We start from the raw sequence: 23,761 nt of genomic DNA on the forward strand, positions 1-23,761 counted from the left end.
CAGCTTGTTCCCGTATCGACGGGGACTCAAAACGATCAAGGATGATCCATGTCGCTGCCTGCCGTTACACCGGTTTCCCCTGCGGAACTGGAAGCCCGTTTACGTTTGCACCGGTTGCCCGAGCTCGGCCCGGCACGCTTCAAAAAGTTGCTGGAGGCCTTCGGCTCGGCGTCCAAAGCCATCAGCGCACCCGCCAGTGCCTGGCACGCGTTGGGTCTGCCGCCGGCCTGTTCGGAGGCCAGGCGCAGCACTGAAATTCGTGATGGCGCCAGCCACGCACTGGCCTGGCTTGAGCGTCCGGGCCAGCATTTACTGATGTGGGACCAGCCTGACTACCCGGCGATGCTGGCGCAAATCAGCGATGCACCGCCGCTGTTATTCGTCGCGGGCGATCCGGGCATTCTGGAAAAACCTCAGCTGGCGATGGTCGGCAGCCGACGTGCATCGCGACCGGGCATGGACACCGCCAGCGCGTTTTCCCGCAGCCTGGCCGGCGCCGGTTTTGTCATCACCAGCGGTCTGGCGCTGGGCATTGATGCCGCCGCGCACCAGGCTGCAATCGACATCGGCGGGCAAACGGTCGGAGTGCTGGGGACGGGCCTTGAGAAGTTTTATCCACAGCGCAATCGACGCCTGGCAGACGCCATGATCGCCTCGGGCAGCGCGGTGCTTTCAGAGTTTCCGCTGGATACTGGCCCCAGTGCTGGCAACTTCCCCCGACGCAATCGGATCATCAGCGGTTTGTCCCTCGGCGTGCTGGTGGTCGAGGCCAGTGTCGCCAGCGGTTCGCTGATCACCGCGAGGCTGGCGGCGGAACAAGGACGCGAAGTGTTTGCCATTCCCGGCTCCATCCATCATCCCGGCGCCCGGGGCTGCCATCAGTTAATCCGCGATGGCGCGGTGTTGGTTGAAACCATTGAGCACATCCTCGAAGCCTTGCGTGGCTGGCAGCAACAACCGTTGTTCACAGAGATGTGCGAAGTTACGACGACTCATCCCCTGTTGATGTTGTTGCATGCGGCTCCCCTGACCAGTGAAGCGCTGGTCGATGCCAGCGGCTGGGCCTTGCCGAAAGTGCTGGCGGCGTTGACGGAACTGGAAATGGACGGCCGTGCGGTGTGCGAAAACGGCCGCTGGTTTGCACGGGTGAGCTAGGTTTTATAAACAAGATCGGTAAACTGCGCAGAGCCTATTTCTGGAGAGTTTTTCATGGTCAACAGTTGGCGTGTGCAACAAGCCGCGCAAGCAGTTCGCGCCGGGGCGGTGATTGCCTACCCAACCGAAGCAGTCTGGGGCCTGGGTTGCGATCCGTGGGACCTGGATGCGGTGGAGCGACTGCTGGATATAAAGGGTCGTTCGGTGGACAAGGGCCTGATACTGGTGGCCGATAACATCCGCCAGTTCGACTTCCTGTTCGAAGACTTCCCGGAGCTGTGGATGGATCGCATGGCCAGCACCTGGCCGGGCCCGAACACCTGGCTGGTGCCGCATCAAAACCTGCTGCCGCCGTGGATTACCGGTGTGCACGAAACGGTGGCGCTGCGGGTCAGCGATCATCCCCTGGTGCGGGACTTGTGCGCGTTGGTCGGGCCGCTGGTGTCGACATCGGCCAACCCGCAGGGTCGTCCGGCGGCGCGCACGCGGATTCGCATCGAGCAGTATTTCCGGGGGCAGATAGATCTGGTGCTCGGCGGGATGCTGGGCGGGCGCAAGAACCCGAGTGTGATTCGTGATGTGGCGACCGGGCACGTTGTGCGCCCGGATTAAGACCGAGGTGCGCCCATCGCTAGCAGGCTAGCTGGCTCCCACATTGGGTCAGTGTGGGAGCTAGCCTGCTAGCGATGGCGTCCGTCAGGGCAGCAAAACAACCGAACCGGTCGTACGCCGCGCCGACAGCTCGGTCTGCGCCTTCGCTGCATCAGCCAGCGAGTAGCGTTGGCTGATGTCCACAGTCAGCTTGCCACTGGTAATCATCCCAAACAGTTCATCCGCCATACGCTGCAGGTTCTCGGCGTTGTTCGCATAAGTGCCCAATGTCGGCCGGGTCACGTACAGCGAGCCCTTCCCCGCCAGAATCCCCAGGTTCACGCCGTCCACTGCGCCAGACGCATTACCGAAACTCACCACCAACCCACGCGGCGCGACGCTGTCGAGTGAGGTCAGCCAGGTGTCCTTGCCGACGCCGTCGTACACCACCGGGACTTTTTTTCCGTCGGTCAATTCCAGTACGCGTTGTGCGACGTTTTCATGGCTGTAGTCGATGGTCGCCCAGGCACCGTTGGCCTTGGCCAGTGCGGCTTTCTCCGCCGAGCTCACCGTGCCGATCAACTTCACGCCCAACGCCTTGGCCCATTGGCAAGCCAAAGAGCCGACACCACCGGCGGCGGCGTGGAACAGGATGGTTTCGCCACCCTTGAGTTCATAAGTCTGGCGCAGCAGGTATTGCACGGTCAGGCCCTTGAGCATCACGCCCGCCGCTTGTTCGAAGCTGATGGCCTCCGGCAGTTTCACCAGATTGGCCTCGGGCAAGACGTGAAGCTCGCTGTAGGCGCCCAACGGGCCGCTGCCATACGCCACGCGGTCACCGACCTTGAACCGGGTCACGTCGCTGCCGATCGCTTCGACCACGCCTGCGCCTTCCGCGCCCAAACCCGAAGGCAGGGCTGGAGGTGGGTAGAGACCGCTGCGGTAATAGGTGTCGATGAAGTTCAGACCGATGGCCTTGTTGGCCACACGCACGTCCTTCGGACCTGGCTCGGCAGGCTGGTAATCCACATATTCGAGCACTTCTGGGCCGCCATGGGCGCGGAACTGGATACGCTTTGCCATCTGTTCTCTCCTGAGGTCGTGTTACCAAGCGCCCTATCGGACTCCGAAGCTTGATCTTCGTCAACTGCGAAGGGGTAACTTGCGGTGTTATGCTACGCGCCCATTTGCGCAGGCTGAGCTCCGATGGAGCGCCGCGTAGCTTTGCCCGATTCAAGGTGATGACATGACGACCCGCACCGAGGCCGTAAAGGCCTATTTGCTCGACCTGCAAGACCGTATTTGTGCTGCCCTGGAAGCCGAAGACGGTGGCACGCGCTTCGTTGAAGATGCCTGGACCCGGCCTGCCGGCGGTGGCGGTCGTACCCGCGTGATTGAAAACGGGGCGTTGATTGAAAAGGGCGGCGTCAACTTTTCCCACGTTTTCGGCAGCGGTCTCCCACCGTCCGCCAGCGCCCACCGCCCGGAACTGGCCGGCCGTGGCTTCGAGGCCCTGGGCGTGTCGCTGGTGATTCACCCGCACAATCCGCATGTGCCGACGTCCCACGCCAACGTGCGTTTCTTCATCGCTGAAAAAGAAGGCGAAGAGCCGGTCTGGTGGTTCGGCGGCGGCTTCGACCTGACCCCGTATTACGGCAATGAAGAAGACTGCATCCACTGGCACCGCATCGCCGAGCAGGCCTGCGCGCCGTTCGGTGCGGATGTCTACCCGCGTTACAAGGCCTGGTGCGACAGCTACTTCCACATCAAGCATCGTCACGAACCCCGGGGTATCGGCGGCTTGTTCTTCGATGACCTGAACGAGTGGGACTTCGACACCAGCTTTGCCTTCATGCGCGCTATCGGCGATGCGTACATCGACGCCTACCTGCCGATCGTGCAGCGCCGCAAGAACGACACGTACACCGAAAAACAGCGGGAATTCCAGGAGTTCCGCCGTGGGCGCTATGTCGAGTTCAACCTGGTTTATGACCGTGGCACGCTGTTCGGCCTGCAATCGGGCGGGCGTACCGAATCGATCTTGATGTCGCTGCCGCCGCACGTGCGCTGGGGTTACGACTGGAAAGCCGAGCCTGGCAGCGAAGAAGCGCGTCTGACCGAGTACTTTCTGCAAGACCGCGATTGGTTGGCCAAAGGCTGACATCAAGGTTTTGGTTTACGTCGTCGAGGCTGCGAACAAGATCGCAGCCTTCGGCCGCTCCTACGGGTGAGGGTGTGTAGATGGATCGTTACGTCGTATTCGGTAACCCGATTGGCCACAGCAAGTCGCCGCTGATCCATCGCCTGTTCGCTGAACAGACTGCGCAGCAGCTCGACTACAGCACGTTGCTGGCGCCCCTGGACGACTTTTCCACCTGCGCCCGCACCTTTTTCCTCGAAGGTCGCGGGGCGAACGTGACGGTGCCGTTCAAGGAAGAGGCCTATCGATTGGCTAACACCCTGACGGCGCGGGCGCAGCGGGCAGGCGCGGTGAATACCCTGAGCAAACTGGCGGATGGCAGTCTGTTGGGTGACAACACCGATGGCGCCGGGCTGGTGCGGGATTTGACGGTCAACCTGGGTTTCAGCCTCAAGGGCAAACGTATCCTGTTGCTCGGTGCGGGTGGTGCGGTGCGCGGCGCGTTGGAACCGTTGCTGGCCGAGCAGCCGGCATCGGTGATCATCGCCAACCGCACGGTGGAAAAAGCCGAGTTGCTGGCCGAGCTGTTTGCCGATCTGGGGCCGGTGGCGGCCAGCGGATTTGACTGGTTGCGCGAGTCGGTGGACCTGATCATCAACGCGACATCCGCCAGCCTGACCGGTGACGTGCCGCCGATTGCCAGCAGTCTGATCGAACCGGGCAAGACCGTGTGCTACGACATGATGTACGGAAAAGAGCCGACCTCGTTCTGCCGTTGGGCCAGTGAACACGGTGCGGCGGTGGCGATGGATGGGTTGGGGATGCTCGCCGAGCAAGCGGCGGAAGCGTTCTTCCTGTGGCGCGGCGTGCGTCCGGACACGGCGCCGGTGCTGGCTGAACTTCGCCGGCAGTTGGCCTTGTAGATTTCTCTGATCAGACAGGTTTTCCGTGGCGAGGGAGCTTGCTCCCGCTGGGCTGCGCAGCGGCCCTAAAACCTGCTATGCCATGTATCAGGCAGAATGCGTAAACCAATTGCGGGCGCTTCGCACCCGAGCGGGAGCAAGCTCCCTCGCCACAGGGTTGATTGGTGCTTTCAATAGAAGGTGTTCAGTCTTCAAACCGGATCGGGCATTTCTCCGCGCCTTCCAGCTTCCTCAACTCTTCCACCACCTGCGGCCGCGCCCGGCGCAAGGTCAGGCTACGATCCTGGCGCAGCAATCGCCGCGCTTCCTGATGCAGCATTTCCACGCCTGAATAATCGATGAAGTTGATCTGCTGTGCCTCGATCACCACCCGCGCGCCGTGCATCCGTTGCAGGCGCACTTGCAGGTAATGGCTGGCGCCGAAGAAGATCGAGCCGCCGACCCGCAGGATGTCTTCTTCACCGTTGCGCCAATGCTGCACCCGCGGTTGCGAAGTGCGCTTGAGGTAGAAGAACAGCGACGCCAGCACGCCAGCGTAAATAGCGGTCTGCAACTCCAGCAGCAACGTGGCGAGGCAGGTCAGCGCCATCACCAGAAACTCGGCGCGGCTGACGCGCAACAACGCACGAATGCCGCGATGATCGACCAGACCCCAGGCGATCAACAGAATGCTGCCGGCCATGGCCGGGATCGGAATGTGCGCGATCAACTGGGCGCCAAAGATCGCAAACAGTGCCACCCACAACGCCGAAAAAATCCCGGCCAGCGGAGAGCAGGCTCCCGCTTCGTAGCTCAGGCCCGAGCGGGTGAATGACCCGGCCGACAGCGACCCGGAAAAAAACGCCCCGACGATGTTGGATAAGCCTTGAGCGCGGATTTCCTGATTAGCGTCGAGTAGCTGCTGAGAGCGTGCGGAAATCGAGCGGGCAATCGACAGACTGGTCACCAACGCCAGCATGCCCACCGCCACCGCACTGGGTAGCAGGCGCAGGATCAGATCGAGGTCCAGCGGCAACGGGCTGAAGGGCGGCAACTGACCGACAAACGCACTGACCAATTGCACATGCCCAAACATCGATGGCCAAAGCCAGACCAGCAATGCGCCCAGGACCAGCGTGATCAACAGCGTCGGCCAGCGCGGTAACCACAGTTTCAGGATCACCCCCACGATCACGGTCGCCAACCCCAGGGCCAGCGAGGGCTTGTCCACTTCGCCGAGGTGTTTACACAGCAGGATAAAGCTGTCCAGCGCGGTGGCCTGGCTCGGCAAATCCAGCCCTAGCAGGTTGGGCAATTGGCCGATGGCAATCACCACGGCGGCGCCAAGGGTGAAACCGAGTACCACCGAGTGCGAGACGAAGTTCACCAGCGCGCCAAAGCGCAGCAGCCCCAGCAACCATTGGAAAACACCGGCCAGGAATGTCAGCAGCAGGATCAGCGTGACGTAGTCCTGCGAGGCCGGAACGGCCAGAGGACTGACGCTGGCGTACAGGACAATGGAGATGGCCGCTGTAGGACCGCAGATCAAATGCCACGACGAGCCCCACAGGCACGCGATCAAAACCGGGATGATCGCAGCGTATAAGCCGTATTCCGGTGGGAGACCGGCAATCAGCGCGTAGGCGATGGATTGCGGCAACGCGAGAATCGCGCCGCTGAGGCCGACGATCAGGTCACGCCCGACGCTGGCGCGGGTTTGCCGGGGCAACCAGGTAAGGAAGGGGAAGAGTGAATGGCGGCTTGGCAGGGCCATGGGGCCTCTCGGGTTGGGTTTGGCGCAAGGGTAGCAGGACCACGCAATCATTGTGGCGAGGGAGCTTGCTGTGGCGAGGGGGCTTGCCCCCGTCCGATTGCGGAGCAATCGTAAAACCTTTGCATGCGGTGGACCTGATAAACCTGATGCAATGGTTTTGGGACCGCTGCGCGGTCCAGCGGGAGCAAGCTCCCTCGCCACAAAGGCACCTCCACGAAGGCTCTTTCACAGAGGCACTTATAGTTTGGCTTTGACCGCCGGCAACGCATCCTTGCCATCCAAGGTCTTGACCCCATCCAGCCACTTATCCAGCACCGCCGGGTTGGCCTTGATCCATGCCTTGGCGGCATCCGCGTTGCTGACTTTTTTGTTCACCACCTCGGACATGATGCTGTTCTCCATCTCCTGAGTGAAACTCAGGTTGGTCAGCAACTTGCCGACATTCGGGCAGGCCTGTGCGTAACCTTTGCGGGTCAGGGTGTAGACGCTGCCGGTGTCGCCGAAGTATTTCTCGCCACCCTTCAGATAATGCATTTTCAGCTGCACGTTCATTGGGTGCGGGGTCCAGCCGAGGAAGGTTACGAACTTCTGTTTTTTCACCGCTCGGGATACTTCCGCCAGCATCGCCTGCTCGCTGGACTCGACCAGTTTCCACTGGCCCATGTCGAAGTCGTTCTTCTTGATGATCTCTTGCAGCGAAAGGTTCGCCGGCGCGCCGGAGCCGATGCCGTAGATCTTCTTGTCGAATTTGTCCGCGTACTTGTTCAGGTCGGCAAAGTTATGCACACCGGCGTCCCAAACGTAATCCGGAACCGCAAGCGTGAACTCGGTGCCATCGAGGTTTTTCGCCAGTTGCGTGACATCGCCGGTCGCCACGAACTTGTCGTAGAAACCCTGCTGCGCCGGCATCCAGTTACCCAGGAACACATCCACCTGGCCGTCCTTCAACCCGCCAAAGGTGATCGGCACCGCGAGGGTATCGACCTTGGCCTTGTAGCCCATGCCATCCAGCAGAAACCCGGTGATGGCGTTGGTCGCGGCGATGTCGCTCCAGCCCGGGTCGGCCATCTTCACCGTCTCGCAGCTCTGATCGGCAAACGCCGATGCGCTGCCCAGTGCCAGGAGCCCGACCGTCAGTACTGTGGATAACTTTTGCATGGGCTTCCCCTTAACATTATTGGTTTTGGCAGGGTTGTGGATAACGTGCTTTACGTTCCAGATCGTCGAGGTCGATGTGGTTGCGCATGTATTGCTGACTGGCGTCCACCAGCGGCTGGTGATCCCAGCTCTTCAGCTTGCCGATCGTCAGGGCGTCGGCCACGAAACGCCGACGTCGCTGGCTCGCGAGCACTTGTTGGTGGATCGTCGGGATGTCCCACTTGGCCCGCGCTTCGGTGAGAAAATCTTCGAAAAGTTGGCGATGTTGTGGCGATTGGCTGAGTTCTTCAATTTCACGCGGGTCATTTTGCACATCGAAAAGCAGGCAAGGGTCGTCTTCGCTGTAGATAAACTTGTAGGCGCCACGGCGGATCATCATCAACGGGCTGATCGTGCCTTCGGCCATGTATTCGCCGAACACTTCGTCGTGACCGCCCTGCCCTTGCAGGTGCGGGACCAGCGAGCGGCCATCGAGTGGCAAGCCTGGCTCCAGCGAGCCTCCGGCCAGTTCGACGAAGGTTGGCAGCAAGTCGGCGGTGGATACCGAAGCACTGACTCGACCGGCACCGAAATGCCCCGGCGCACTGATCAACAGAGGTACGCGGGCGGCCATTTCGTACCAGTGCATTTTGTACCAGAGCCCGCGTTCGCCGAGCATGTCGCCGTGGTCCCCGGAAAACACGATGATAGTGTCCTCGATTAGCCCGGTTTCATCGAGGGTTTGCAGGAGTTTGCCGACGTTGCTGTCGATATAGCTGCACGCGCCGAAATACGCACGGCGAGCGACTCGGATCTTATCCACAGGCAGCGGCTTGTCCCACAGGTCGTAGACCTTGAGCAAACGCTGGGAATGCGGGTCGAGGTCATGCGGGTCCGGCGTTGTAGGCAACGGGATATCAGCATCGTCGTACAGATCCCAAAATGCCTTGGGAATCGTGTACGGGTCGTGGGGGTGGGTCATCGACACGGTCAGGCAGAACGGCTGATCGCCGTCTTCGCGAATGTGATCGAACAAATACTGTTGAGCCTTGAACACCACCTCTTCGTCGAAATCCAGCTGATTGGTGCGTACGCATGGTCCGGCTTGCAGCACCGACGACATGTTGTGATACCAGGTCGGACGTACATCCGGTTCATCCCAGTTCACCGCCCAACCGTAATCGGCCGGGTAAATGTCACTGGTCAGGCGTTCTTCGTAGCCGTGCAACTGATCGGGACCGCAAAAGTGCATCTTTCCCGACAACGCGGTGCGGTAGCCGAGGCGACGCAGGTAGTGGGCATAGGTCGGTACATCGGCAGGGAAATCGGCCGCGTTGTCGTAGGCGCCAATCTTGCTCGGTAACTGGCCACTGACCAGGGTGAAGCGCGACGGCGCGCACAACGGGCTGTTGCAGTAAGCGGAGTCAAACACCACGCCTCCGGCGGCGAGGCGGCTCAAATTAGGCAGTTTGATAGGCGAAGGGCCATAGAACGGCAACATTGGCGCGGCCATTTGATCGGCCATGATGAAAAGAATGTTCTTGCGCTTCATGTGATCGCGGCATTCCATAGTGAATGTTTATGCGAGAGTGCTGGGATCGAGGATGTAACCCATGCACTTTGCGGTAAAGCCCATGCGCGGCAATGACTAGGATAAGCACAGCTTATGTATGACGCCCTCGGTGACCTGTCTCTGGATTTGCTCCGCGCCTTTGAAGCGGCGGCTCGCCAGCGCAGCTTTACCGCTGCCGCCAATGAACTTGGAACCACGCAACCGGCCATCAGCCAGCAGATCAAACGCCTGGAAGAACAGTTGGCGACGCGTTTGTTCGACCGCATTTATCGCGGCATCGAACTGACTGAGGCGGGAATGATCCTGTTCGAGCAAGTTCAGCTGGGTTTGCAGAACATAGACGCAGGATTGAGCGCGATCAGCTCACAGCAACAGCATGAAGTGCTGCAAGTCGCGACCGACTTTGCGTTCGCCGCTTATTGGCTGATGCCGCGCCTGCACCGTTTTCACGCGGCCAATCCTCAGGTGGACGTGAGCCTGGTCACCAGTGAACGCAGCCACAACATGCTGCGCACGGATATCGACGTGGCAGTGCTGTTTGGCGATGGTCGTTTCAAGCAAGGCGAAAGCCATTGGCTGTTCAGCGAAGAAGTGTTTCCGGTGTGCAGCCCGCAATTGTTGATTGATCGTCCACTGCCTCTGCCGGCCCAATCCTTGTTGGAGTTTCCGCTGCTGCACCTGCGCGGTGAGAACAGCAGCAACTGGTTCGACTGGAGCGGCGTGTTCCGCGAACTGGGGATTACGTCACCGCCAGCCCCTGGGCAGTTGCGCTTCGATAACTACACCTTGCTGATTCAGGCTGCGATTGGCGGTCAGGGCGTGGCCATTGGCTGGCGGCACCTTGTGGATAACTTGCTGGTGCAGGGATTGTTGTGTCGACCGATTGCCGAGACGGCGATGTCCAGGCTTGGATATTACGTGGTACTGCCCCAGCGCAAACGGCGTGGGGCGTTGATTCAGCAATTCGTGGATTGGTTGATGGCCGAGCAGGCCAGCAGTGCGCAATCGCTGACAGGGCTGTCGTTTCCTTCGATTGCCGTTTGAACGTTAAAAGATCGCCCGAGCGCGGACCGAGCCTTCGGCAGCGCCTACCCAGGTTTACCGTGGCGTAACCGCCACAAAGTTCACATGTTCACCAACGTGCAGATTCAGCTGCAATTCATCGGCAATCCCCACGGCTACCCGGTTCAGTCGCTCCAGGGTTTCTGCCAGGCCTGGTTCCAGGCTGCTGCTGATGTGGGTGAAATGCTCGATACCGAGCCCTGCGACCGCCCACGGCGCGTTCACCATTGTCCACCGCAACGGGCTGCTTTGCAGGGCCTCGCGAATTTCTTCGGCAGCATGCAATTGCAATTGGTCTTCGGCCTCCGGGTCATCCAGAACATCGAAATCGCCCACTAGAAATAACCGCGCAATGCCCGCCGCCTGCATGCCGTCAATCAACGCGTCCACCGCGAGCACCTGTTCGACCGGGCCGGGCACGAAGGTTTTCTCCACCGATTCGCTGTTGAACGGCAAACCTGGTGCGCCCAGCAGGCAGACGACCACAGAGCTGCCCGCCACGCTTTGTTTCACTCGTTTTGCGTCGAACAGATCGCCGGCCTTGGTGCGCAAACCGGGGCGCGGTGCGAGCGCGGTCAGGTCATCGAGGATGGCGATCACTTCATGTTGGCGGTGCAGCATTTCAGCCATCAGCGCACTGCCCAGGCTACTCATGGCACCATAAAGCACCACTTTCACCACCGGGGTTTCGGCATTTTTCATGCTGAGCTCCATTCTTTCCTGCCTATATGGCGTGTGACTCGCAGGAAACGGTGAGGGTTCGACCCGCTTCAGAGGGATTTCCATGCATCAGATCAAGGGCTATCACGCTCACGTGTATTTCGACGCCAATACGATCAATCAGGCGCGCACCTTGTGTGAGCTGGCGGCGCAGTTGTTCCCCCTGAAAATGGGCCGCGTGCATGAGCGCCCGGTCGGCCCGCACCCGGACTGGAGTTGCCAACTGGCATTCGGTCCGGAACTGATCGGCGAGGTGTTGCCGTGGCTGGCGCTCAATCGCAAAGGCTTGGTGGTGTTTCTGCACCCGGACACCGGCGACGATCTGTTGGACCACACCGAGCACGCGATCTGGATGGGCGCGATGTGCCCGCTCGACCTGTCTGCTTTTTGATCAGAGGGTTTCTTCTGGCTCGCCGGGCAAGTGATCCAGGTAGTCACGATGCCGCCGCTGACCCGACGGCAGATCGAGCAATGACTGACCGCTCTCCTACGGTTGTGATCAGTGCGCTTACGCCATGCCCCAACCCGACGACCGGCTGTAATTCCGCTCAACGCTTTCATCGCCGAAAGCTGGCTGAAAGCTTCCCCGATTAGGATCGCCCTCACTACCGGCAACAGACCGGTCGGCCAATGCCAGTGTTTTATCGCTCGCACAGCCCATTTAACAACAACAATGGTGACCCTGATGTCCTTTACTACCCGCCGCTTCGCTGCAACTCCGCCCGTACGTCTCGTGCTTCCCGTTCTGCGCTGATCCCCGCGATCCGCCCATTCCCTAGCCGCGCTACGCCTGGAGTATTCCCATGCTGACTTTCCTTGGCTTCGCCATGGTCATCACGTTCATGTTCCTGATCATGACCAAGCGCCTGTCCGCGCTGATCGCCCTGATCCTTATTCCAATCATCTTCGCCCTGTTCGGCGGCTTCGGTCCGAAAATCGGCCCGATGATGCTCGAAGGCATCACCAAACTTGCGCCGACCGGCGTGATGCTGATGTTCGCGATTCTGTACTTCGCCCTGATGATTGACTCCGGCCTGTTCGACCCGGCCGTGCGCAAGATTCTCAAAATGGTCAAGGGCGACCCGCTGAAGGTTTCGGTCGGCACCGCCGTGCTGGCGCTCGTCGTTTCCCTCGATGGTGACGGCGCGACCACTTACATGATCTGCGTGGCCGCCATGCTGCCGCTCTACAGCCGTATCGGCATGAGCCCGCGGATCATGGCCGGCCTGATCATCCTCGCCGGTGGCGTGATGAACATGACCCCATGGGGTGGCCCGACCGCCCGTGCGGCCAGTGCACTGCACGTGGACCCGTCCGACATCTTCGTGCCAATGATCCCGGCCATGGCCGCTGGTGTGATGGCGATCCTGGCCATTGCTTACTTCTACGGCAAACGTGAGCGTGCGCGCCTGGGCGAACTGCACCTGGTGGGCGATGAAGTCGACCACAGCGAAATCAGCGTGTCGCAGTTCCCGGATGCCCGTCGTCCGAAACTGATCTGGTTCAACGGCGCCCTGACCCTGGGCCTGATGTGCACCCTGGTTGCTGGCCTGCTGCCGTTGCCGGTGCTGTTCATGGTGGCGTTCAGTATTGCGATGATCGTCAACTACCCTTGCCTGCAACAACAGAAGGATCGCGTTGCGGCCCACGCCGGCAGCGTGCTGGCGGTGGTCGGTCTGATCTTTGCGGCGGGCATCTTCACCGGTATCCTGTCGGGCACCGGCATGGTCGATGCCATGTCGAAAAGCTTGCTGGCGGTGATTCCGGACTTTCTCGGCCCGTACCTGGCGGTGATTACCGCGCTGGTGAGCATGCCGTTCACGTTCTTCATGTCGAACGATGCATTTTATTACGGCGTGTTACCGGTACTTGCCGAAGCCGCCAGCCATTACGGTATAACCGCGGTGGAAATGGCGCGTGCCTCGATCGTCGGTCAGCCCGTCCACCTGTTGAGCCCGCTGGTACCATCGACTTACCTGTTGGTGGCTTTGGCCGGCATCGACTTCGGTGACCACCAGCGCTTCACCCTGAAGTGGGCAGTGCTGGTTTGTATCTGCATACTGATTGCTGCGCTGCTGTTGGGGACTTTCCCGATGTTCAGCACTCTATAAGCCCAAGACTCGCCACTTCGGGTCCAGGCTCCGTGATAAGAAGCCGGGCCCGTTTTGGTTTAAACAATCGCTCAAAGGAATACACATGGAATGGCTGACCAACCCTGAAATCTGGGTTGCCTTCTTCACCCTGACCGCCCTGGAAATAGTCCTGGGTATCGATAACATCATCATGATTTCGATCCTGGTCAGCCGCATGCCCAAGCACATGCAGGCGCGCACCCGGATTTTCGGTCTGGCGCTGGCCATGATCACGCGAATCCTGCTGCTGCTGTCGATCACCTGGGTCATGCGCCTGACGACCGACCTGTTCGAAGTGTTCGGCCAGGGTATTTCCGGGCGTGACCTGATCCTGTTCTTCGGTGGCCTGTTCCTGTTGTGGAAGAGCTCGCAAGAGATGTACCACGCGCTGGAAGGTGAAGACGAAACCAACGATACGCCGGGCGGCAAGGGCGGCAACTTCCTCTACACCATCGTCCAGATCGCGATCATCGACATCGTGTTCTCGCTGGACTCGGTGATTACCGCGGTCGGCATGGTTTCCCATGTTCCGGTCATGGTCGCGGCGATCATCGTGGCGGTGCTGGTGATGATGCTGGCTTCGGGCAAGATCAGCGAATTCATCGAAAGGCACCCGTCGCTGAAAATGCTGGCGCTGTCGTTCCTGCTGATCGTCGGTACCGTGCTGATTGCCGATTCCCTGGGCGTGCATGTGCCAAAAGGCTACGTCTACTTCGCCATGGCGTTCTCGCTGGCGGTTGAAGCGATCAACATCAAGATGCGCTCTTCCATCGCGAAAAAGCGCAAGCAGAAGGATCCGGTAAAACTGCGCAAGGATATTCCGGGGCAGTAACCCTGTGGCAACGAAGCTCTCTGAAAGATGAGCTTTTGTGGCGAGGGAGCTTGCTCCCGCTCGGCTGCGCAGCAGTCGTGAACCATTGCATGCGGTATGTCTGACAAATTGCATGCAATGGTTTCAGGGGCGCTTCGCGACCCAACGGGAGCAAGCTCCCTCGCCACAGTCCTTCGGTGGTTATCAGGACGTGCGAAAAAGGAGCCATCGCAGGCTCCTTTTTTATGGCCCGCATAAATCTCATTTCATGACAGTTCTGTTTCAATCCCTTCTTTAGCTATGCGATGCTGGCGCTCAGTCCGTTAGCCAACTACAGCTTAAGTACCAGAACGTAAAACGTCGCGCGGTACCGTCAATTTGCTCCTTTGGGGCGCTACACCACAGGGGGTCTGTATGCTCACCCTGCTCAATCTGCTTTCCGCCGTGGCCCTGTTGATCTGGGGCACGCACATCGTCCGAACCGGCATCCTGCGGGTCTACGGCACCAACTTGCGTCATGTCATCAGCCATAATATGACCAACCGCTGGCTGGCTTTCCTCTCCGGCATCGCCGTGACGGCGATGGTCCAGAGCAGCAATGCCACCGCCATGCTGGTCACCTCGTTTGTCGGCCAGGGCCTGATGGCGCTGACCCCGGCGCTGGTCACCATGCTCGGTGCGGATGTCGGTACGGCGCTGATGGCGCGGGTGCTGACGTTCGATCTGTCGTGGTTGTCGCCGCTGCTGATTTTTGTCGGGGTGATTTTCTTTCTGTCCCGCAAGCAGACCCGACTCGGGCAGATGGGCCGTGTCGCCATTGGCTTGGGGCTGATCATTCTGGCGCTGCAACTGATTGTCGAAGCAGCGCACCCGATTACCCATGCCAAAGGGGTGAAGGTGATTTTCGCCTCGCTGACCGGCGACATCTTGCTCGACGCCCTGGTCGGCGCGCTGTTCGCGATGATTTCCTACTCCAGCCTGGCGGCCGTCCTGCTCACCGCGACGCTGGCTGGCGCCAATGTGATCAGCCTGCCAGTGGCCATCGGGCTAGTGATCGGCGCCAATATCGGCAGCGGCGTGCTCGCCTTCCTCAGCACCAGCATGCAGAACGCCGCCGGGCGCCAAGTGGCATTGGGCAGCCTGCTGTACAAACTGATTGGTCTTGTATTGATCATCCCGGTACTCGGTCCGTTGGTGCGCTGGCTCGATGGCCTCGACTTCAGCCCGCAGGAACTGGTGATTGGCTTCCACTTGCTCTACAACACCGTGCGCTGTCTGATCCTGTTGCCCACCGCCGCGCCGATGGCCAGGTTTTGTGCCTGGGTGTTGCCGGAGCGCCCAGTGGCCAACGGCATGGCTAAACCCCGGCACCTCGACCCGACGGCGCTGGTGACGCCGGGTTTGGCACTGGCCAACGCGGCCCGGGAAACCCTGCGCATGGGCGACCTGATCGACAGCATGCTCGAAGCCATGCTCGACGTTTTGCAGGGCAAGCAAACTGCCGTCACCCAGGAGATGCGCCGTCTGACCGACGATGTCGAAGCGCTCTACAGCGCGATCAAACTGTATCTGGCGCAAATGCCTCGGGAAGATCTCAGTGATCAGGACAGCCGGCGCTGGGCGGAAATCATCGAGCTGGCGATCAACCTGAAACTGGCCAGCGACTTGATCGAACGCATGCTGCGCAAGGTCCAGCAGCAGAAAACCTCGCAGCGTCGGTCGTTTTCCGAAGTCGGGCTGGACGAATTGACCGTGCTGCAAACTCAGTTGATTTCCAACTTGCGGCTTGGGATGTCGGTATTTCTCAGCGGTGATCCGGAAAGCGCGCGCCAGCTGGTGCGTGAAAAACGTCGTTTTCGCGCACAGGAACGCCGTCTGGCCCACGCTCATGTCAGCCGTTTGCAACGTAAGATCGTGCAAAGTATCGAAACCAGTTCGTTGCACCTGGAGTTGATTGCCGACATGAAGCGCCTGAACTCGCTGTTTTGCAGCAGTGCCTATGTGGTGCTGGAAACGCACGACACCGGTGCGCTGGTGGTCGACGATTTGGCGGACATCACGCATTCTCCCTGAACGTCCACAGTGGCCTGAAGTCTGTTGAATTCACGCAAGCCGTATGGAAGCTCGTTATGCGTTGTCTGTTGTTCGCCTGTCTGTTGCTGGGTTCTTTTCCTTCGTTTGCCCTGGATCGCTTCCAGGTCGAGGGCTACACGCTGCGCAACGGTTTGCAGTTGCTGCTCAAACCCGGCACTGAGCGCGGGCACGTGGCGATCCGCCTGGTGGTCGGCGTGGGCCTGGATGATTTCAGCTGCGATGAAAAAGAGCTGCCGCATTTGCTCGAACATTTGCTGTTCAGCGGCATCGATGCCAGTGGCGAAGGTGGCCTGGAAGAACGCATGCAGGCGCTGGGCGGTGAGTGGAACGCCTTCACCAGCAACGCCGACACCACGTTTGTGATCGAAGCCCCGGCGAAGAACCAGCGCAAGGTGCTCGACCTGTTGCTGGCGCTGCTGACCCAGACCCGCTTCGACGACAACGCCATCAACGCCGCCAAGCAAGTGGTCGAGCGCGAGGATGGCGGGCACTACACGCACCTGCAACGCTGGCTCGATCGCCAGGACCTGGGCCACACCGCCAGCAACCAGCTGGCCGTGGAACTGGGCCTCAAATGCCCCGAGCGGGCGCAGGTCGATCACCTGACCCGCGAACAGCTGGAGCGTGTGCGCAAGGCCTGGTATGCGCCGAACAACATGACCCTGATCGTGGTCGGCGACCTCGACAAGTTGCTGCCGGCCTATCTGGATCGCACCTACGGCGCTCTCGACGCGATCAACCCCAGCGAACATCCGCCGCTGCCGCAAATCCAGGCCAGCGCTGCCCATGAGCGCACCCTGACGCGCGGGTTCGTGGGCGATGGCGCCAAGTTGCACTGGTTGGTGCCGGAGCCGGTGCTGCAGGATCAGCACGACGAAACCTTCGACCTGCTCAAGGATTACCTCGACTGGGCGCTCTATCGCCAGTTGCGCCTGGCGCACAGCTTGTCCTATGGACCGTGGGCCGAGCGCGAGGTGTTCGGTGGCGTCGGCTTCATGAGCCTCAATGCCGACCTGGAGCGCGAGGATGTGGCCGAAGCCGAACAGGTGCTGGAGGAGTTGAAAGCCCAATTACTCAAGGATGGTCTCAACGCCGAGACCTTCAACCGCCTCAAGCAGGCCGCCATTGCCCGCCAGGCCTGGGCCGTGCAGGGCAATAGCGCACTGGCCGATTACTACTGGAGCGCCATTGGCGACTACGAGGACGACCGTTTCGCCAACCCGGCCAGGGAACTGCAAGCGGTGTCGTTGCAAGAGGCGAACAAGGCGATGCGCGAATTGCTCTTGCAGCCGGGGTATCTGCGGGTCGAGAAGCCTTTGTTGAGTGATGATCAATTGGTGTGGACGATTGCCGGGGTGTTGGGGTTGATCGTCTTGATGTTGGTGGGCTGGCGGGTTCAGCGCAGAAAATAAGTGCATACACATTGTGGCGAGGGAGCTTGCTCCCGCTCGGCTGCGCAGCAGTCGTCAAATGGCATGCGAGGTATTTCTGACGGTAGCCGTTGACGGGTAAGGGGGCGCTTCGCACCCCAGCGAGAGCAAGCTCCCTCGCCACAATTGCACCTATGTCCGTTCGCCGGGATTTATGTTCGGTCAGGCTGACCGGGACCCTCGCCACAGGGGCGCGCCAGCGGTACCCTGTCGAGGATTTTCCCCACGACTACTGTGAAACGCCGAATGCCGAACCTGACCCTTTTCTTACAGCGCATCCTCGAATTGATGAAGCGTTATCCGGGGGTCATTGCGCTCGGTGGTTTTGTCTCCGGGGTCGGTAGCTTCATTCTGGTCGACCGCCAGCAAGGCCTGGCGAGCTGGATCACCACCATCATGCTGATCAGCTGGATCTGGCTGATGCTGGAAAACAGCCTGACCAAGCTGTTCACGCGCATCTTCAAGCGTGAGATCCCGCAGCCGCTGTTGCGTTACGCGACGCAGATGATCCATCAGGAAAGCCTGTTCTTCGTCCTGCCGTTCTTTTTCATCACCACGACCTGGAACAGCGGCCAGTTGTTTTTCACCGGCCTGTTGAGCATCGCGGCACTCATTTCGATCATCGACCCGCTCTACTACAAGTGGCTGGCCCCGCGGCGCTGGGCGTTCCTGGCGCTGCACACCCTGACCCTGTTTGCCGCCCTGCTCACGGCGTTGCCGGTGATCATGCACCTGACCACGTCGCAGAGTTTCAAATGGGCGCTGGGCATCGCCGTGCTGTTGTCGTTCCCGAGCCTGGCGTCGATTTTCCCGATCCGCACCGTGCGCAACGCCCTGGCGATCCTGATTATCACCGTGGGCATCGGCGGCGTCGGCTGGGTGTTGCGTTCATGGGTGCCGCCGGCCACGTTGTGGATGACCGACGTGGCCATCAGCACGCAAATGCAGGACCGCATCCCTGGCGCCAGCCTCGACGAAGTCAGCGTCGAGCAGATCCGCGGTGGCGGGCTTTATGCGTACACCGCGATCAACGCCCCGCGTGGCCTGGACGAGCGGATTTACCATGTGTGGAAATTCAACGGCAAAGAGGTCGATCGCATCCCGCTGGATATCCATGGCGGGCGCAAGGAAGGTTACCGGGCGTGGACCCACAAGCAGAATTTCCCCGGCAATCCGGCCGGTAAATGGCAGGTCCGGGTGTTGACCGAAGACGGCCAGTTGATCGGCGTACTGCGCTTCGTCGTCACGGACAGCACAGCGATCAAAGAAAAGTAACCGGGTTCGTGCTATTACGTAGATCTGCCTGATAGCCGAACAAGCAAGGAGCTTATGACCAGCAGCTCAATGGCCGGCGATGCCCGACTGGATACTTCGCTCACCCCTGCATGGTTGCGGGTGACGGGCGACTGGACGCTTGCCCACTACGCCGACCTCAAGCAGCTGAGCGAAAAACTCCGCGGCCAGTATGACACCGATACCCAGATCGATCTCAACGGTCTTGGCACCCTCGATACGGCGGGCGCCTCGTTGTTGGTGGAACTGCTGGGTTCCGAGCGCATCGGCCGCTCTGCCCAGCATCCCGATTGCACCCTTTCTTCCGCTGATCGCGCGTTGCTGCAAACGGTGTACTGCTCGCTGACCGACTTCTGCGTTCCGGTCAAAGAACCGGAAATCAGCGTCAGCATTCAATTGCTCACCCGCATCGGCCGCGCCGTGGACACCGTCTGGCAAGACACCCTGCAACTGCTGGGCTTCGTCGGCCTGATCATCGAAACCATCGCCCGCGGCCTGTTCCGTCCCAAGTGCTGGCGCATTACACCGATGGTTTCGCACATCGAACAAACGGGCCTGGACGCCGCGCCCATCGTGGCCCTGCTGACCTTTCTGGTCGGTGCCGTGGTGGCGTTTCTCGGGGCGACGGTGCTGGCGACGTTCGGCGCCAGCGTGTTTACCGTGGACCTTGTGGGGTTTGCCTTCCTGCGCGAATTCGGTGTGTTGCTGACCGCGATCCTGATGGCCGGGCGAACCGCCAGTTCGTTCACGGCGCAGATCGGCTCGATGAAGGCCAACGAGGAAATCGACGCCATCCGCACCCTGGGTCTCGATCCGATGGAGTTGCTGGTGGTGCCGCGTGTGTTGGCCCTGCTGGTTGCGCTGCCGATGCTGACCTTTCTGGCGATGATTTCGGGGATTATCGGTGGCGCCGTGGTCTGCGCGGTGTCGCTGGATATTTCGCCAGCGATGTTCCTGTCGCTGCTGCAATCGGACATCGGTGTTCAGCACTTTCTGGTGGGCATGGTCAAAGCGCCGCTCTTCGCCTTCCTGATCGCCGCCATCGGTTGCCTCGAAGGCTTCAAGGTCAGCGGCAGCGCTGAATCCGTGGGTGCCCACACCACGTCGAGTGTGGTGCAGTCGATTTTCGTGGTGATCGTGCTCGACGCGGTGGCTGCGCTGTTTTTCATGGAGATGGGCTGGTGAGTCGTGAACCCCGAGCGCCCTCCGAGGCGGTGATTGAAGTGCGTGGCCTGTGCAATCGCTTTGGCCGCCAGAGCGTGCACGAAAACCTTGACCTGGATTTGTACAAGGGCGAAATCCTCGCCGTGGTCGGCGGTTCCGGCAGCGGCAAATCGGTGCTGCTGCGCAGCATTGTCGGTTTGCGTCAGCCCAGCGAAGGCATGGTGAAAGTCTTCGGCAAGAACCTGCCAAGCTTGTCTGAGCATGAGCGCTCATTGGTGGAACGGCGCTTTGGCGTGCTGTTCCAGAAAGGCGCGCTGTTCTCGTCGCTGACGGTGACCGAGAACGTTGCCCTGCCCTTGATCGAGCACGCGGGTTTGAGCCGCAACGACGCCGAGCACCTGGCGGCGGTGAAAATGGCCCTGGCCGGGTTGCCGTTGTCGGCGGCGGACAAGTATCCGGCGTCGCTATCAGGCGGCATGATCAAACGTGCAGCCCTCGCCCGTGCACTGGCACTGGACCCGGACATCCTGTTTCTCGACGAGCCCACCGCCGGCCTCGATCCGATTGGCGCCGCGGCGTTCGATCAATTGATCCTGACCCTGCGCGACGCATTGGGCTTGAGTGTGTTTCTGGTGACCCACGACCTCGACACGCTCTACACCATCACCGACCGGGTGGCGGTGCTGGCGCAGAAAAAAGTGCTGGTGGCGGACGCCATCGACAAGGTCTCGGAAACCGACGACGCGTGGATTCACGAATACTTCCATGGCCCTCGCGGCCGCGCGGCGCTGACGGCCGCCCAACAGCTTCACGAGGTCTGACATGGAAACCCGAGCCCATCATGTGTTGATCGGCCTGTTCACCGTGATCGTGGTGGCAGGCGCCCTGCTTTTCGGTTTGTTCCTGGCCAAGTCCAGCGTCGACACCGAGTTCAAGGATTACGAAGTCGTGTTCAACGAGGCGGTCAGCGGCCTGTCCAAGGGCAGTTCCGTGCAGTACAGCGGGATCAAGGTCGGCGACGTGGTGACGCTGCGCCTGGACCCGAAAGACCCGCGCCGGGTGCTGGCACGGATCCGTCTGGCCGGCGATACCCCGGTCAAGGAAGACACCCAGGCCAAACTGGCCCTGACCGGCGTCACCGGAACCTCGATCATCCAGCTCAGCGGCGGTACACCACAAAGCCCGACGCTCAAGGGCAAGGACGGCAACCTGCCGACCATCGTCGCTTCGCCGTCGCCCATCGCCCGTTTGCTCAATGACAGTGAAGACCTGATGGCCGGGGTGAGCACGCTGATGCATAACGCCAACCGGATGTTCTCCACGGCCAACATCGAGAACATCAGCAAGACCCTGGCGCATCTGGAGCAAACCACCGGAGCCATTGCCGATCAGCGCGGCGATATCCGTCAGGCCATGCAGCAACTGGCCTCGGTCGGCAAGCAGGCCAACAGCATGCTCGAGCAGACCACGGCCCTGATGCGTAACGCCAACGGTCTGCTCAATGACAACGGTAAACAGATGTTCAGCAGCGCCGAGCACGCCATGAAGTCCCTGGAGCAGAGCACCGCCACCATCAACAAATTGCTCGCCGCCAACGAAGACTCAATCAACAGCGGCATGCAGGGCTTCAACGGCCTGGCCCCGGCGGTGCGCGAGCTGCGCGAAACCCTGACGTCCTTGCGCACCATCTCCCAACGCCTGGAAGCCAACCCCAGCGGTTACCTGCTGGGCAGTGACAAGACCAAGGAATTCACACCATGAAGCTGTCCCGAATGGCCTTGCTCGCCAGCGTTACCCTGATTTGTTCGTGCTCGATCCTGCCCAAGCCTGAGCCCTTCGAGATCTATCGATTGCCGTCGGCCCAGAGCGCATCGGCCAGCCATGCCACGCCGCAGCGCTGGTCGCTGCGCCTGACAAAATTCCAGTCCAGCGAAGCGTTGAACAGTCCGAACATTGCAGTGATTCCCCAGGGCGATGTGTTCAGCCACTACAAGGGTTCACGCTGGAGCGACCCGGCGCCGGTGTTGTTGCGCAATCGTCTGCTGGACGGTTTTCAGCGTGACGGACGGGTGGCGCTGTTGAGCACCGATGACAGCCTTTTTCATGGCGACCTGGAACTGGGCGGCAATCTGCAGGCCTTCCAGACCGAGTACCAAGGCACCTCGGCGAGCGTGGTCGTGCGCCTGGATGCTTTGCTGGTGCGCGGTTACGACCAGCGCATCCTCGCCAGTCGCCGCTTTGAAGTACGCCAGCCGCTGAATGATGTACAGGTGCCTGCGGTGGTGGCCGGGTTTGGTCAGGCGAATGATCAATTGACCACGCAGGTGGTGAACTGGGCGGTTGAACAAGGGCAGAGGCTCGCCCCGCCACCCAGACCCTGATGCAGTCCTCTGTAGGAGCGAGCTCGCGATAGCGGTCTGTCAGTCACATTGATTTTGAATGTGCGAGCGTCATCGCGAGCAAGATTGCTCCTACAGGCGCCTTCAGCGACGCAAAAACGCCTGATGCATCGCTTCCAGCGTTTCAAAGTGATACGCCGGCGCTTCGGCGCTCAATTCTTCATGGCTGCCGAAGCCATAACCCACCGCTGCCGCGTCCAGGCCATTGCTGCGTGCGCCGATCAGGTCGTGTTTACGGTCGCCGATCATCAAGGTGTTGGCCGGGTCCAGGCCTTCTTCAGCGATCAGATGGGCGATCAACTCGACCTTGTTGGTCCGGGTGCCGTCCAGTTCGCTGCCGTAAATCACCTTGAAGTGTTTGGCGAAGTCGAAATGCCGGGCGATTTCCCGCGCGAAAATCCAAGGCTTCGAGGTCGCGATGTATAGCTGTCGCCCTTGCCCGCCCAGGGTTTCGAGCAGCGGGGTGACGCCGTCGAACACGCGGTTTTCGTACAGGCCGGTCACCTTGAAGCGCTCGCGGTAGAAATTCACCGCCTTCCACGCTTTCGGCTCGTCGAAGTCGTAGAACTGCATGAACGCCTGCAACAGCGGCGGGCCGATGAAGTGTTCGAGTTTGCTCAGGTCCGGCTCATCGATCCCCAGTTTGCTCAGGGCGAACTGGATCGAACGGGTGATGCCTTCGCGCGGGTCGGTCAGGGTGCCATCGAGGTCGAACAAAACGGTTTGGTAATGCATGAAAATTCCTGGATGTTGGTGCGCCGGTTCAGAGCTGGTCGTAGCCTTCGGCCAGATGCAGATCCTTGAGCTTCACGTAGTTCGCCGCGCTGTAGGTGAAAAAGGCCTGTTCCTTGTCCGTCAGCGGCCGGATCTGTTTCACCGGGCTGCCCACGTACAGAAAACCGCTTTCCAGGCGTTTGCCCGGCGGCACCAGGCTGCCGGCGCCGATGATCACGTCGTCTTCGACCACGGCACCGTCCATGACAATGCTGCCCATGCCGATCAGCACCCGGCTGCCCACCGAGCAACCGTGGAGCATGACTTTGTGGGCGATGGTCACATCATCACCGATCAACAGCGGGTAACCGTCCGGGTTGAACGGCCCGGCGTGGGTGATGTGCAGCACGCAGCCGTCCTGCACGCTGGTGCGTGCGCCGATGCGGATGCGGTGCATGTCGCCGCGGATCACCGTCAACGGCCACACCGAGCTGTCTTCGCCGATCTCGACGTCGCCGATCACCACCGCCGAACGGTCGACAAATGCCCCGTTGCCCAGCAACGGCGTGTGGTTCTGATACTTGCGAAGGTTCACGATAGGGTTTCTCTCTGTTGCTGATAGCTGCGGTGAGCGTCGATTGTAATTAAGATGGCCGCATGTTTCTCCAGC

The 23,761-nt window shown here is 60.5% G+C and carries 22 protein-coding genes and 1 pseudogene; 15 read left to right on the forward strand and 8 right to left on the reverse strand.

Going from position 1 to position 23,761, the window contains the following annotated elements:
• The first annotated feature begins 48 nt into the window (after positions 1-48).
• Both dprA and QYH43_RS12570 read left to right on the forward strand, forming a co-directional pair.
• Positions 49-1,155, forward strand: a complete 1,107-nt coding sequence (dprA, locus tag QYH43_RS12565) for a DNA-processing protein DprA (RefSeq protein ID WP_301157137.1) — start codon at positions 49-51, stop codon at positions 1,153-1,155.
• Between the two features lie 54 nt (positions 1,156-1,209).
• Positions 1,210-1,767 (forward strand): L-threonylcarbamoyladenylate synthase, encoded by a 558-nt coding sequence (locus QYH43_RS12570; protein WP_095059765.1) that lies wholly within the window; start codon positions 1,210-1,212, stop codon positions 1,765-1,767.
• Between the two features lie 84 nt (positions 1,768-1,851).
• Here the strand turns inward: QYH43_RS12570 and QYH43_RS12575 are convergent, their stop codons facing one another.
• Entirely contained in the window at positions 1,852-2,829 is a 978-nt protein-coding gene (locus QYH43_RS12575; protein ID WP_095152572.1) for an NADPH:quinone reductase, read from the reverse strand.
• A 163-nt stretch (positions 2,830-2,992) separates the two neighbouring features.
• On the opposite strand from QYH43_RS12575, the gene hemF reads away from it, so the two are divergent.
• Positions 2,993-3,907, forward strand: a complete 915-nt coding sequence (hemF, locus tag QYH43_RS12580) for an oxygen-dependent coproporphyrinogen oxidase (RefSeq protein WP_095059763.1) — start codon at positions 2,993-2,995, stop codon at positions 3,905-3,907.
• 80 nt (positions 3,908-3,987) lie between these two features.
• A complete protein-coding gene (gene aroE, locus QYH43_RS12585) occupies positions 3,988-4,809 on the forward strand; it encodes a shikimate dehydrogenase (RefSeq protein WP_301157138.1) in 822 nt (273 codons plus the stop codon).
• A 184-nt stretch (positions 4,810-4,993) separates the two neighbouring features.
• Here aroE and QYH43_RS12590 read toward each other — a convergent pair whose 3' ends face one another.
• The 3 genes from QYH43_RS12590 to betC all read right to left on the reverse strand — a co-directional run bounded on the left by QYH43_RS12590 (position 4,994) and on the right by betC (position 9,251).
• Positions 4,994-6,562, reverse strand: a complete 1,569-nt coding sequence (locus QYH43_RS12590) for a SulP family inorganic anion transporter (protein WP_301157139.1) — start codon at positions 6,560-6,562, stop codon at positions 4,994-4,996.
• 237 nt (positions 6,563-6,799) lie between these two features.
• Positions 6,800-7,720 carry a choline ABC transporter substrate-binding protein gene (choX, locus tag QYH43_RS12595; RefSeq protein WP_095059760.1) on the reverse strand — a complete coding sequence of 307 codons (921 nt, stop codon included), beginning with the start codon at positions 7,718-7,720 and terminating at the stop codon, positions 6,800-6,802.
• Positions 7,721-7,736: 16 nt separating this feature from the next.
• A complete protein-coding gene (betC, locus tag QYH43_RS12600; RefSeq protein ID WP_095059759.1) occupies positions 7,737-9,251 on the reverse strand; it encodes a choline-sulfatase in 1,515 nt (504 codons plus the stop codon).
• 114 nt (positions 9,252-9,365) lie between these two features.
• On the opposite strand from betC, the gene QYH43_RS12605 reads away from it, so the two are divergent.
• Positions 9,366-10,316 carry a LysR family transcriptional regulator gene (locus tag QYH43_RS12605; RefSeq protein WP_301157140.1) on the forward strand — a complete coding sequence of 317 codons (951 nt, stop codon included), beginning with the start codon at positions 9,366-9,368 and terminating at the stop codon, positions 10,314-10,316.
• Between the two features lie 54 nt (positions 10,317-10,370).
• Here QYH43_RS12605 and QYH43_RS12610 read toward each other — a convergent pair whose 3' ends face one another.
• A complete protein-coding gene (locus tag QYH43_RS12610) occupies positions 10,371-11,036 on the reverse strand; it encodes an NAD(P)-dependent oxidoreductase (RefSeq protein ID WP_095059757.1) in 666 nt (221 codons plus the stop codon).
• An 82-nt stretch (positions 11,037-11,118) separates the two neighbouring features.
• On the opposite strand from QYH43_RS12610, the gene QYH43_RS12615 reads away from it, so the two are divergent.
• Positions 11,119-11,445, forward strand: a complete 327-nt coding sequence (locus QYH43_RS12615) for a DOPA 4,5-dioxygenase family protein (RefSeq protein WP_095059756.1) — start codon at positions 11,119-11,121, stop codon at positions 11,443-11,445.
• A 17-nt stretch (positions 11,446-11,462) separates the two neighbouring features.
• Here QYH43_RS12615 and QYH43_RS12620 read toward each other — a convergent pair.
• Positions 11,463-11,528, reverse strand: a pseudogene (locus QYH43_RS12620) (GFA family protein); the annotation flags it as partial.
• A gap of 329 nt (positions 11,529-11,857) precedes the next feature.
• Between QYH43_RS12620 and QYH43_RS12625 the strand changes: the two are divergent.
• The 9 genes from QYH43_RS12625 (at position 11,858) to QYH43_RS12665 (ending at position 22,359) form a co-directional block, all read left to right on the forward strand.
• Positions 11,858-13,165, forward strand: a complete 1,308-nt coding sequence (locus tag QYH43_RS12625) for a CitMHS family transporter (protein WP_095059755.1) — start codon at positions 11,858-11,860, stop codon at positions 13,163-13,165.
• A gap of 85 nt (positions 13,166-13,250) precedes the next feature.
• Positions 13,251-14,018 carry a TerC family protein gene (locus tag QYH43_RS12630; protein ID WP_095059754.1) on the forward strand — a complete coding sequence of 256 codons (768 nt, stop codon included), beginning with the start codon at positions 13,251-13,253 and terminating at the stop codon, positions 14,016-14,018.
• Positions 14,019-14,411: 393 nt separating this feature from the next.
• The gene (locus tag QYH43_RS12635) at positions 14,412-16,070 is read left to right on the forward strand and encodes a Na/Pi cotransporter family protein (RefSeq protein WP_095059753.1); all 1,659 of its coding nucleotides are present in this window, start codon (positions 14,412-14,414) and stop codon (positions 16,068-16,070) included.
• A 56-nt stretch (positions 16,071-16,126) separates the two neighbouring features.
• Positions 16,127-17,503, forward strand: coding sequence for an insulinase family protein (locus QYH43_RS12640; RefSeq protein ID WP_095059752.1), 1,377 nt, complete (start codon positions 16,127-16,129; stop codon positions 17,501-17,503).
• Positions 17,504-17,767: 264 nt separating this feature from the next.
• Entirely contained in the window at positions 17,768-18,796 is a 1,029-nt protein-coding gene (locus QYH43_RS12645; protein WP_095059751.1) for a DUF5924 family protein, read from the forward strand.
• A gap of 54 nt (positions 18,797-18,850) precedes the next feature.
• Positions 18,851-19,999: an ABC transporter permease gene (locus QYH43_RS12650; protein ID WP_095059750.1), complete on the forward strand. Its 1,149-nt coding sequence runs from the start codon at positions 18,851-18,853 to the stop codon at positions 19,997-19,999.
• Positions 19,996-20,799, forward strand: coding sequence for an ABC transporter ATP-binding protein (locus tag QYH43_RS12655; protein ID WP_095059749.1), 804 nt, complete (start codon positions 19,996-19,998; stop codon positions 20,797-20,799). Before QYH43_RS12650 ends, QYH43_RS12655 begins: the two co-directional genes overlap by 4 nt.
• Before the next feature lies 1 nt (position 20,800).
• Positions 20,801-21,739, forward strand: a complete 939-nt coding sequence (locus tag QYH43_RS12660) for an MlaD family protein (protein WP_095059748.1) — start codon at positions 20,801-20,803, stop codon at positions 21,737-21,739.
• Complete coding sequence (locus QYH43_RS12665) at positions 21,736-22,359, forward strand: ABC-type transport auxiliary lipoprotein family protein (RefSeq protein ID WP_095059747.1); 624 nt, start codon at positions 21,736-21,738, stop codon at positions 22,357-22,359. Before QYH43_RS12660 ends, QYH43_RS12665 begins: the two co-directional genes overlap by 4 nt.
• 102 nt (positions 22,360-22,461) lie before the next feature.
• Here the strand turns inward: QYH43_RS12665 and QYH43_RS12670 are convergent, their stop codons facing one another.
• On the reverse strand, positions 22,462-23,112 hold the full coding sequence (locus QYH43_RS12670; RefSeq protein ID WP_095059746.1) for an HAD family hydrolase: 651 nt from the start codon (positions 23,110-23,112) through the stop codon (positions 22,462-22,464).
• Between the two features lie 28 nt (positions 23,113-23,140).
• Positions 23,141-23,686, reverse strand: coding sequence for a gamma carbonic anhydrase family protein (locus QYH43_RS12675; protein WP_095059745.1), 546 nt, complete (start codon positions 23,684-23,686; stop codon positions 23,141-23,143).
• Positions 23,687-23,761: the final 75 nt, after the last annotated feature.

Origin of the sequence: Pseudomonas sp. C32, from assembly GCF_030417915.1 — a bacterium.
GTDB lineage: Bacteria > Pseudomonadota > Gammaproteobacteria > Pseudomonadales > Pseudomonadaceae > Aquipseudomonas.

What these genes read in the sequence shown, in the direction of transcription:
- QYH43_RS12670 (WP_095059746.1), bottom strand. Translation starts at nt 23,112, where the DNA reads ATGCATTACCAAACCGTTTTGTTCGACCTCGATGGCACCCTGACCGAC.
- hemF (WP_095059763.1), top strand. Translation starts at nt 2,993, where the DNA reads ATGACGACCCGCACCGAGGCCGTAAAGGCCTATTTGCTCGACCTGCAA.
- QYH43_RS12575 (WP_095152572.1), bottom strand. Translation starts at nt 2,829, where the DNA reads ATGGCAAAGCGTATCCAGTTCCGCGCCCATGGCGGCCCAGAAGTGCTC.
- QYH43_RS12650 (WP_095059750.1), top strand. Translation starts at nt 18,851, where the DNA reads ATGACCAGCAGCTCAATGGCCGGCGATGCCCGACTGGATACTTCGCTC.
- QYH43_RS12640 (WP_095059752.1), top strand. Translation starts at nt 16,127, where the DNA reads ATGCGTTGTCTGTTGTTCGCCTGTCTGTTGCTGGGTTCTTTTCCTTCG.
- QYH43_RS12625 (WP_095059755.1), top strand. Translation starts at nt 11,858, where the DNA reads ATGCTGACTTTCCTTGGCTTCGCCATGGTCATCACGTTCATGTTCCTG.
- QYH43_RS12635 (WP_095059753.1), top strand. Translation starts at nt 14,412, where the DNA reads ATGCTCACCCTGCTCAATCTGCTTTCCGCCGTGGCCCTGTTGATCTGG.
- betC (WP_095059759.1), bottom strand. Translation starts at nt 9,251, where the DNA reads ATGAAGCGCAAGAACATTCTTTTCATCATGGCCGATCAAATGGCCGCG.
- QYH43_RS12570 (WP_095059765.1), top strand. Translation starts at nt 1,210, where the DNA reads ATGGTCAACAGTTGGCGTGTGCAACAAGCCGCGCAAGCAGTTCGCGCC.
- QYH43_RS12645 (WP_095059751.1), top strand. Translation starts at nt 17,768, where the DNA reads ATGCCGAACCTGACCCTTTTCTTACAGCGCATCCTCGAATTGATGAAG.
- dprA (WP_301157137.1), top strand. Translation starts at nt 49, where the DNA reads ATGTCGCTGCCTGCCGTTACACCGGTTTCCCCTGCGGAACTGGAAGCC.
- choX (WP_095059760.1), bottom strand. Translation starts at nt 7,720, where the DNA reads ATGCAAAAGTTATCCACAGTACTGACGGTCGGGCTCCTGGCACTGGGC.
- QYH43_RS12665 (WP_095059747.1), top strand. Translation starts at nt 21,736, where the DNA reads ATGAAGCTGTCCCGAATGGCCTTGCTCGCCAGCGTTACCCTGATTTGT.
- QYH43_RS12610 (WP_095059757.1), bottom strand. Translation starts at nt 11,036, where the DNA reads ATGAAAAATGCCGAAACCCCGGTGGTGAAAGTGGTGCTTTATGGTGCC.
- QYH43_RS12605 (WP_301157140.1), top strand. Translation starts at nt 9,366, where the DNA reads ATGTATGACGCCCTCGGTGACCTGTCTCTGGATTTGCTCCGCGCCTTT.
- QYH43_RS12615 (WP_095059756.1), top strand. Translation starts at nt 11,119, where the DNA reads ATGCATCAGATCAAGGGCTATCACGCTCACGTGTATTTCGACGCCAAT.
- QYH43_RS12590 (WP_301157139.1), bottom strand. Translation starts at nt 6,562, where the DNA reads ATGGCCCTGCCAAGCCGCCATTCACTCTTCCCCTTCCTTACCTGGTTG.
- QYH43_RS12630 (WP_095059754.1), top strand. Translation starts at nt 13,251, where the DNA reads ATGGAATGGCTGACCAACCCTGAAATCTGGGTTGCCTTCTTCACCCTG.
- aroE (WP_301157138.1), top strand. Translation starts at nt 3,988, where the DNA reads ATGGATCGTTACGTCGTATTCGGTAACCCGATTGGCCACAGCAAGTCG.
- QYH43_RS12660 (WP_095059748.1), top strand. Translation starts at nt 20,801, where the DNA reads ATGGAAACCCGAGCCCATCATGTGTTGATCGGCCTGTTCACCGTGATC.